General features: G+C 64.3%; 9 protein-coding genes. 2 read left to right on the top strand and 7 right to left on the bottom strand.

Going from position 1 to position 7,696, the window contains the following annotated elements:
* The 4 genes from N878_RS08290 to N878_RS08275 form a co-directional block, all read right to left on the bottom strand.
* The coding region (locus tag N878_RS08290) for an ACP S-malonyltransferase (RefSeq protein WP_036987535.1) at positions 1-332 on the bottom strand (332 nt) is incomplete at its 3' end.
* 93 nt (positions 333-425) lie between these two features.
* The gene (gene plsX, locus N878_RS08285; RefSeq protein ID WP_082457826.1) at positions 426-1,436 is read right to left on the bottom strand and encodes a phosphate acyltransferase PlsX; all 1,011 of its coding nucleotides are present in this window, start codon (positions 1,434-1,436) and stop codon (positions 426-428) included.
* A gap of 3 nt (positions 1,437-1,439) precedes the next feature.
* Complete coding sequence (gene rpmF, locus N878_RS08280; protein ID WP_003245185.1) at positions 1,440-1,622, bottom strand: 50S ribosomal protein L32; 183 nt, start codon at positions 1,620-1,622, stop codon at positions 1,440-1,442.
* A gap of 13 nt (positions 1,623-1,635) precedes the next feature.
* On the bottom strand, positions 1,636-2,163 hold the full coding sequence (locus N878_RS08275) for a YceD family protein (protein ID WP_021443200.1): 528 nt from the start codon (positions 2,161-2,163) through the stop codon (positions 1,636-1,638).
* Positions 2,164-2,269: 106 nt separating this feature from the next.
* On the opposite strand from N878_RS08275, the gene N878_RS08270 reads away from it, so the two are divergent.
* Positions 2,270-2,848 carry a nucleoside triphosphate pyrophosphatase gene (locus N878_RS08270; protein WP_021443199.1) on the top strand — a complete coding sequence of 193 codons (579 nt, stop codon included), beginning with the start codon at positions 2,270-2,272 and terminating at the stop codon, positions 2,846-2,848.
* 51 nt (positions 2,849-2,899) lie between these two features.
* Here the strand turns inward: N878_RS08270 and sppA are convergent, their stop codons facing one another.
* Genes sppA through rluC form a run of 3 tightly spaced genes read right to left on the bottom strand, consistent with a single transcriptional unit; the run spans position 2,900 to position 5,511 of the window.
* A complete protein-coding gene (sppA, locus tag N878_RS08265) occupies positions 2,900-3,880 on the bottom strand; it encodes a signal peptide peptidase SppA (protein WP_021443198.1) in 981 nt (326 codons plus the stop codon).
* Entirely contained in the window at positions 3,870-4,565 is a 696-nt protein-coding gene (locus N878_RS08260) for an HAD-IA family hydrolase (RefSeq protein WP_021443197.1), read from the bottom strand. The genes sppA and N878_RS08260 overlap by 11 nt, the downstream gene beginning before the upstream one ends.
* The gene (gene rluC / locus N878_RS08255; RefSeq protein WP_021443196.1) at positions 4,558-5,511 is read right to left on the bottom strand and encodes a 23S rRNA pseudouridine(955/2504/2580) synthase RluC; all 954 of its coding nucleotides are present in this window, start codon (positions 5,509-5,511) and stop codon (positions 4,558-4,560) included. Before rluC ends, N878_RS08260 begins: the two co-directional genes overlap by 8 nt.
* A gap of 579 nt (positions 5,512-6,090) precedes the next feature.
* Here rluC and rne point away from each other — a divergent pair.
* A partial coding sequence (rne, locus tag N878_RS08250; protein WP_082457827.1) for a ribonuclease E occupies positions 6,091-7,696 on the top strand: 1,606 nt, incomplete at its 3' end.

Raw genomic sequence — 7,696 nt, 5'->3', positions numbered from 1 at the left:
GCATCGGCGAAGCCCAGGCTGCCTGCGGCGACCAGCGCGGAATACTCGCCCAGGCTGTGGCCGGCGACGAACGCCGGCCGCGCGCCGCCCTCGGCCTGCCACAGACGCCACAGGGCGATGGAGGCGGCGAGGATGGCCGGCTGGGTCTTGTCGGTCTGGTTCAGTTGCTCTTCCGGGCCCTGCTGGGTCAGCGCCCAGAGGTCGTAGCCGAGCACTTCGGAGGCTTCGCCGAAGGTGTCGATCACCAGCTGCTGCTGGACACCGTGCTCGGCGAGCATGGCCAGGGCTTGCGAGCCCTGACCGGGGAAGACGAATGCGAGGGATGCAGACATGGATAAGTCCCTTGAGTCGGAAAACCAGCGCCAGGGCAAGCCTGGCGCAGCGAACTGACAGTTGGATGACAGGCCGTCGGCCGTGGTCACATCCTACAGCAACAGATCCTCGAGGCGACCGTGCAGGCGCTGCGGCAGATTCTCCTGCACCTCGCGCAGCGCGCAGCGAATCGCGCTCTGGAAACCCTCCTGTCCCGCTGCGCCATGGCTCTTGACCACGATGCCCTGCAGGCCGAGAAAGCTCGCACCATTGTGCTGCGCCGGCGCCAGGTCGGCCTTCAGGCGGCGCAGCAACGGCATGGCCAGCGCCCCCACGGCCTGGGCGAACAGGCCCTGGCGGAACAATGCCTCGACCCGCCCGGCGATCAGTTGCGCCAGGCCCTCGCTGGACTTGAGCAGGATATTGCCGACGAAGCCGTCGCACACCACCACATCGGCCTCGCCGCGGTACAGGCCGTCGCCCTCGATATAGCCGACGAAGTTCAGCCCACGCGCCTGCTGCAGCAGGCTGGCCGCCAGCTTGACCTGCTGGTTGCCCTTGATGTCCTCGGTGCCGACGTTGAGCAGCGCCACCCGCGGCCGGCTGACGCCCAGGGTCTCGGCCGCCACCGCGCCCATGATGGCGAACTGGTAGAGATGCTCGGCACTGCAGTCGACGTTGGCCCCCAGATCCAGCAGGTAGCAGTGGCCGCGCTCGGTGGGCACCGGGCTGACCATGGCCGGCCGGTCGATGCCCGGCAGGGTCTTGAGCACATAGCGCGACAGCGCCATCAGCGCCCCGGTATTGCCGGCACTGACGCAGGCATGGGCCTGGCGCTGACGCACCAGCTCCAGCGCCACGCGCATCGAGGCATCGGGCTTGCCACGCAGAGCCTGCGCCGGACGCTCGTCCATGGCGATCACTTCGCCGGCGTGATGAACCTGCAGGCGTGCGCGATCGACGCCGGACTGGCGGGCGAGCTGTTCTTCGATAAGGGGGGCTTGACCGACGAGGGTCAGGTGCAGCGAGGGGAATTCGGCCAGCGCGGCAATGCAGGCCGGAACAATGCAGTGGGGACCGAAGTCCCCACCCATTGCATCAATCGCGATGATCGAGGCGGACAAGGATTACTCGTCGGCGCCCTTGTCGATCACCTTGCGACCGCGGTACACGCCTTCCGGAGAAACGTGGTGGCGCAGGTGAACTTCACCGGTGCTCTTCTCTACGGACAGGGTGCTGGCCTCGAGGGCGTCGTGCGAACGACGCATGTCGCGGGCGGAACGGGATTTTTTGTTCTGCTGAACAGCCATAACTGATTAACTCCTAAACGTTTGGGTCACGCTTTAACTGCGCCAATACACTGAACGGGTTGGACCGCGATACCTCGTCCTCGCCCGGGTCGATCTCGTCGAGACCGTCCGGCTGCTGGCAATCACCTGGGGCGTGAGCAGGAACGATGGGCAGGGCGAGGAGCAATTCATCCTCGACCAGGCCCAGCATTTCAAGCGGCTCTTCACCCACTTCCAGCACGTCGTAGCCCTTCGGCAAGGACTGAGTGTTCGCTCCAACCCGAACCACGGCGTATTCACATTCGCTGCGGATGGGTAGCGCGACCAGCTCCAGACAACGCTGGCAGACCATTTTGACCTCAACCTCGAGCTCGCTGCGGATGACCACAGTTTTCTGCTCGTCACGCGCGAAGTGAAACTTCGCCTGCACCACGCCGGCCGTACCGGCAAGCGGGTCGCAGAGACGCGGCAGGCTGGCCAGTTCGAGTTGCCCTTCTAGGGTAACTTCGCGGTCGGCGAGCTTGCGCGGATCAACGTGAGGTGGAATCGGCCCATTCAACATAGGCGCAGCATTCTAGGGATGCACCCTGCCCCTGTCAAAGGAAATTCGGCCTGTCGCGGCACCTGGCGGCTCTTTAGAATGGCCTCCTTATATATAGGAGCTTCACATGCCGCTGCTACTCGCCTCCAGCTCGCCCTATCGCCGCGAACTGCTCGCCCGCCTGCAACTGCCCTTCAGCTGGCAGTCGCCGAGTATCGACGAGACGCACCGCCCCGACGAGACCGCCACAGAGCTGGTCAAACGCCTGGCCGAGGAGAAGGCCCGCGCCCTGGCCGCCAGCCACCCGAATCACCTGATCATCGGCTCGGATCAGGTCGCCGCGCTGGACGATGGCCAGATTCTCGGCAAACCGCACGACCTGGAGCGCGCCCAGGCGCAACTGCGCGCCGCCAGCGGCAGCAGCGTCACCTTTCTCACCGGCCTGGCCCTGCTCGACAGCGCCAGCGGCCGCTGCCAGGTGGACTGCGTGCCCTTCACCGTGCACTTTCGCCAGCTCGACGAGGCGCAGATCCTGCGCTACCTGCAGCGCGAGCAACCCTTCGACTGCGCCGGCAGCTTCAAGTCCGAAGGCCTGGGCATCAGCCTGTTTCGCAGTACCGAAGGCGAAGACGCCACCAGCCTGATCGGCCTGCCACTGATTCGCCTGGTCGATATGCTGCTCAACGAGGGCATCGAGATTCCCTGACAGCCACGAAAAAGGCCTGACAAGCAGGCCTTTTCGCACACGACAGAGAAATCAGCGCAGCGTCGGCCCCTGAAAGCCCATCCACAGCGCGATACGATCGGCCACGCTGGTGCCCAGGCGTTTGGCGAAGCGATCGAACGGCGTGTCGCGCACGGTGAAATCGACGATCTCCTTCGCCCCCACCACCTCGCGCGCCACATAGCTGGCACTGCCCAGGGCGTCGATCAGCCCCAACTGCAACGCCTGCTCGCCCGACCACACCAGCCCGGAGAACAACTCGGGATTCTCCTCGGCCTTGAGTCGCTCGCCACGCCCCTGCTTGACGCTGTCGATGAACTGGCGATGAGTGGTTTCCAGCACGCTCTTCCAGAACTGGGTTTCCTCTTCCTTCGGCGGCTGGAAGGGATCGAGGAAGGCCTTGTGCTCGCCCGAGGTGTAGACCCGACGATCCACGCCCAGCTTCTCCATCACCCCGACAAAACCGAACCCCGCCGCCGTGACGCCGATGGAACCGACCAGACTGGCCTTGTCGGCGTAGATTTCATCCGCCGCACTGGCGATGTAGTAGGCGCCGGACGCCCCCAGGTCGCTGATCACCGCATAGACTTTGGTCTGCGGGTATTCGCCGCGCAGGCGGCGGATCTCGTCATAGATGTAGCCGGACTGCACCGGACTGCCGCCCGGGCTATTGATGCGCAGAATCACACCCTTGGTATTGGCATCCTCGAAGGCGGCGCGCAGGCTGCCGACCACCTTGTCGGCACTGGCCGCTTCCTGATCGGCGATCATCCCGCGGATCTCGATCAGCGCGGTATGCGCCCCGGCCGTCGAGGCCTTCTTCAGATCCAGCATCGGCACGAACAAGGCCAGCGCCACGAACAGGTAAACGAAGGTCAGCAACTTGAAGAAGATGCCCCAGCGCCTCGAGCGACGCTGCTCCTGCACGCTGGACAGCAGCGCCTTCTCCAGCAATTTCCAGCTCTTGGCATCCTCGGCCTCGGGCGACGCCGATGACTTCCACTCATCCGACATATTCATTCACCTCTATCGAGCGCTTCGCCGCCTGACCATCCAGCCAGGTGCGCAGCTCATTGAATTGGTTGATCGCCAGCCGCGGCGCACATTCGCGCAGCACCGACAATGGTTGAGCCCCGAAACCGACCGCCACCGCATCCATCCCGGCATTGCGCGCCATCAGCAGATCGAAGGTGGAGTCGCCCACCATCAGCGCCTGCGCCGGCTCCATCCGACAATGTCGCAGAATCTCATGCAGCATGCGCGGGTCGGGCTTGCTCGCGGTCTCGTCGGCGCAACGGGTGACGTCGAAGTAATCCAGCCAGCCCTTGTCCGCCAGCACCCGCTGCAGGCCATGGCGCCCCTTGCCGGTGGCCACCGCCAATCGATACCCCTGCTCACGAAAGGCTTCGAGCGACTCGCTCACGCCATCGAACAGCGGCGAAGGCTCGGTTTCCAGCGCCAGGTACTGCTCGCTGTAGCAGCGGCGAAAGGCTTCGATGCAAGCCGGATCGCGGAGTTCCGGATAGAGCGTCTCGATCGCCCGCCCCAGTTCCAGACCGATGATGCCGCGCACCTCGACGTCGCTGCGGCGCGGCACGCCGCCGACATCGGCGGCGCGATGCATGGCCTCGACGATGCGCCCGATGGAATCCACCAGGGTGCCGTCCCAATCGAAGATCAGCAGCCGATAGTCAGGCACTCAGACGCTCCAGGGTCCGCGCCCACATCTCGTCCACCGGCGCCTCCAGGCGCAACTCGCCGCCATCGGGCAGCGGCACGACCAGCTCATAGGCATGCAGGAACAGGCGCTTGCCGCCCAGCTCGCGAATCTCGCGGGTGAACTCGTCGTCGCCGTACTTGGAGTCACCGGCGATGCAGTGCCCGGCATGCTTGGCATGCACGCGAATCTGGTGGGTACGGCCGGTCACCGGCTTGGCCTCGACCAGGGTGGCGAACTCGCCGAAGCGGCGCAGCACGCGGAACAGCGTCAGCGCCTCCTTGCCTTCTCCGTCGACCTCGACCATGCGCTCGCCGGAACGCAGGTTGCTCTTCTGCAGCGGCGCATTGACCTGCTTCTTGGCGGTCGCCCAATGGCCGCGCACCAGCGCCATATAGCGCTTGTCGACACCATCGCCGCGCAGCGCCTCGTGCAGGTGGCGCAACATGCTGCGCTTCTTGGCGATCATCAAAAGGCCGGAGGTGTCGCGATCCAGGCGATGTACCAGTTCCAGATCCTTGGCCTCGGGACGCAACTGGCGGAACGCCTCGATCACGCCGTAGTTGAGACCGCTACCACCATGCACGGCGATGCCGGCCGGCTTGTTCAGCACGATCAGCGCCTTGTCCTCGTAGACGATGGCCGCCTCCAGGCGCTCGAGCAGGCCCTGCGCCAGCGGCTCGGGCTCGTCACGCTCGGCCAGGCGCAGCGGCGGCACGCGCACGATGTCGCCGGCCTGCAGCTTGTACTCGGGCTTGATCCGGCCCTTGTTCACCCGCACCTCGCCTTTGCGCAAGATGCGGTAAATCAGGGTCTTGGGCACGCCCTTGAGCTGTGTCCGGAGGAAATTGTCGATGCGTTGGCCGGCGAGTTCCGGTGCAACCTCGATCAGCTGAACGCCGGAGGTTGGAGAGGCGGGAGTAGTCATCGCGCAATCATAACAATTTTTTATGGAATTGAAGCACTTAATCATTGCTGCTATAGTCGCGAACGCCGCCAAAAGCGGCCTGGCTTGCGGATGATCGCCAAACTTGCCATCCCCTGCCCGCGCAACCCATTGAGGACGTGAGGCCGTCCGACGGATTCTTCGGCTTAGAAAGGCCGCAAAAGGCCGCGAAGAGTTCGGAAATAAAGCCTTGAGTATGATGCGCGATTCGCCCGGTCGGGCGGTCGCGGTAACTGACAACCGCTGCGGAATCCGCGCGCGGCACCCGATTTTCAGCGATACGTGTAGGGTGGAGATGTACAACTGTCGGACTGCGTAGCACATCGCTTGATCAAAGACGCCTCATCTCGTCCGCTACCGCCAGTTGATTCCTCCTCCTGACTGAGTGCTTCTGTCACCACAGCAAGCAGGAGACGTCCGTCGCGACCGCAGCCCGATAGTGGCTGGCCGTCGCTAGACAGTGGAACGATTTACGACCGTTTCTGACGCGCCTGACACCGACCCTGAGAGTCGTGTGTGCCTGACGTGGCTTCCGGCAGCCCCGGAACCCATTGGTACCACATGAAAAGAATGCTTATTAACGCGACTCAGCCCGAAGAGTTGCGTGTTGCCCTGGTAGACGGCCAAAAACTCTACGACCTGGACATCGAGTCCGGCGCCCGCGAACAGAAGAAGGCCAACATCTATAAAGGCCGCATCACCCGCGTCGAACCCAGCCTTGAAGCCGCCTTCGTCGATTTCGGTTCCGAACGCCACGGCTTCCTCCCCCTCAAAGAAATCTCCCGCGAATACTTCTCCAAGGCCCCTGAAGGCGGCCGCGTCAATATCAAGGACGTGCTCAAGGAAGGCCAGGAAGTCATAGTCCAGGTCGAGAAGGAAGAACGCGGCAACAAGGGCGCGGCCCTGACCACCTTCATCAGCCTGGCCGGTCGTTACCTGGTGCTGATGCCAAACAACCCGCGCGCCGGCGGCATCAGCCGCCGCATCGAAGGCGAAGAGCGCAACGAACTGCGCGAAGCGCTGAACGGCCTCAACGCCCCGGCCGACATGGGCCTGATCGTGCGCACCGCCGGCCTGGGCCGCTCCAGCGAAGAGATGCAGTGGGACCTCGACTACCTGCTGCAGCTGTGGAGCGCCATCAAGGAAGCCTCCACCAGCCGCCCCGCCCCGTTCCTGATCTACCAGGAATCCAACGTCATCATCCGCGCCATCCGCGACTACCTGCGCCAGGACATCGGCGAAGTGCTGGTTGACAGCGTCGAAGCCCAGGAAGAGGCGCTGAGCTTCATCCAGCAGGTGATGCCGCAGTACGCCAGCAAGATCAAGCTGTACGAAGACAGCGTGCCGCTGTTCAACCGCTTCCAGATCGAAAGCCAGATCGAGACCGCCTTCCAGCGTGAAGTGAAGCTGCCGTCCGGCGGCTCCATCGTCATCGACCCGACCGAAGCCCTGGTCTCCATCGACATCAACTCGGCGCGCGCCACCAAAGGCAGCGACATCGAGGAGACCGCGCTGCAGACCAACCTGGAAGCGGCCGAGGAAATCGCCCGCCAGCTGCGCCTGCGCGACATCGGCGGCCTGATCGTCATCGACTTCATCGACATGACCCCGGCGAAGAACCAGCGCGCCGTCGAGGAGAAGGTGCGCGAAGCCCTGGAAGCCGACCGCGCCCGCGTTCAGGTCGGCCGCATCTCGCGCTTCGGCCTGCTGGAAATGTCCCGCCAGCGCCTGCGTCCGTCCCTGGGCGAGACCAGCGGCATCGTCTGCCCGCGCTGCAACGGTCAAGGCATCATCCGCGACGTCGAATCACTGTCGCTGGCCATCCTGCGCCTGATCGAAGAAGAAGCGCTGAAGGATCGCACCGCCGAAGTCCGCGCCCAGGTGCCGATCCCGGTCGCGGCCTTCCTGCTCAACGAGAAGCGCAACTCGATCACCAAGATCGAACTGCGCACCCGCGCGCGCATCGTGATACTGCCCAACGATCATCTGGAAACCCCGCACTTCGAAGTGCAGCGCCTGCGCGACGACAGCCCGGAAGCGCTGAGCGGCCAGTCCAGCTACGAAATCACCGCCACCGCCGAGAGCGAAGAAGCCCAACCGGCTGCCGCCACCCGCACCCTGGTACGCCAGGAAGCCGCGATCAAGGCCGCACCGCGCAGCAGCGCAC

It is taken from the genome of Pseudomonas sp. EGD-AK9, assembly GCF_000465935.2.
In the GTDB taxonomy this organism is placed as follows: domain Bacteria; phylum Pseudomonadota; class Gammaproteobacteria; order Pseudomonadales; family Pseudomonadaceae; genus Aquipseudomonas.
Note: the sequence above shows the minus strand (reverse complement) of the source record. Positions and strands in the feature narration are given on the sequence as shown.

Excerpts from the sequence above, each read along its gene's own strand:
- rpmF (WP_003245185.1), bottom strand. The coding sequence starts at position 1,622 with ATGGCTGTTCAGCAGAACAAAAAATCCCGTTCCGCCCGCGACATGCGT.
- N878_RS08275 (WP_021443200.1), bottom strand. The coding sequence starts at position 2,163 with ATGTTGAATGGGCCGATTCCACCTCACGTTGATCCGCGCAAGCTCGCC.
- N878_RS08270 (WP_021443199.1), top strand. The coding sequence starts at position 2,270 with ATGCCGCTGCTACTCGCCTCCAGCTCGCCCTATCGCCGCGAACTGCTC.
- sppA (WP_021443198.1), bottom strand. The coding sequence starts at position 3,880 with ATGTCGGATGAGTGGAAGTCATCGGCGTCGCCCGAGGCCGAGGATGCC.
- rluC (WP_021443196.1), bottom strand. The coding sequence starts at position 5,511 with ATGACTACTCCCGCCTCTCCAACCTCCGGCGTTCAGCTGATCGAGGTT.